We start from the raw sequence: 575 nt of genomic DNA on the forward strand, positions 1-575 counted from the left end.
AACGTTTGATCGAATATAAGGAGCGTGAAGGACGCTGGCCGCAGGCAGCCGAAGGGAAGCTGGGAAACTGGTGCAACACCCAGCGGATTGCCCGGAAGAAAGGGACGTTGTCGGAAGATTATATCTCGCAACTGGACCGAATCGGTTTCGAATGGGAGGTGCAGGACAGCCGCTGGATGAACTGCTTTGAAGAACTGAAAGCATTTATGTCCGTAGAACACCGTTGCCCCAAACGCGGTGAAAACAAACTGAATACCTGGTGCAACACCCAACGGCAGGCACGAAAGAAAGGTCTCCTTTCCAATGAAAGAATCCGGTTGCTCGATTCGATCGGCTTCTGGTGGGAACAGGATCTGGATTCGCTCTGGACGGAGAACTGGCAGCAGGTACTTGCCTACTACAAAAAACACAACCGCTGGCCCAAAAGCAATGAAGCAAAGCCGGCAGCTGGTGTAACACCCAGCGCAAGAACCGGAAACAAGGTTTACTTTCGGCTGAACGCATCGCCCGGATGGATGCCGAAGGTTTTATCTGGACTATCGATGATGTCTGGATGGAAAACTATGAAAAACTAC

The 575-nt window shown here is 51.3% G+C and carries 1 pseudogene; it reads left to right on the plus strand.

The window, feature by feature from the left end:
* A pseudogene (locus DXA15_RS25190) lies at positions 1-575 on the plus strand (helicase associated domain-containing protein); the annotation flags it as partial.

Source organism: Parabacteroides sp. AM58-2XD, from assembly GCF_003463685.1.
GTDB lineage: Bacteria > Bacteroidota > Bacteroidia > Bacteroidales > Tannerellaceae > Parabacteroides > Parabacteroides segnis.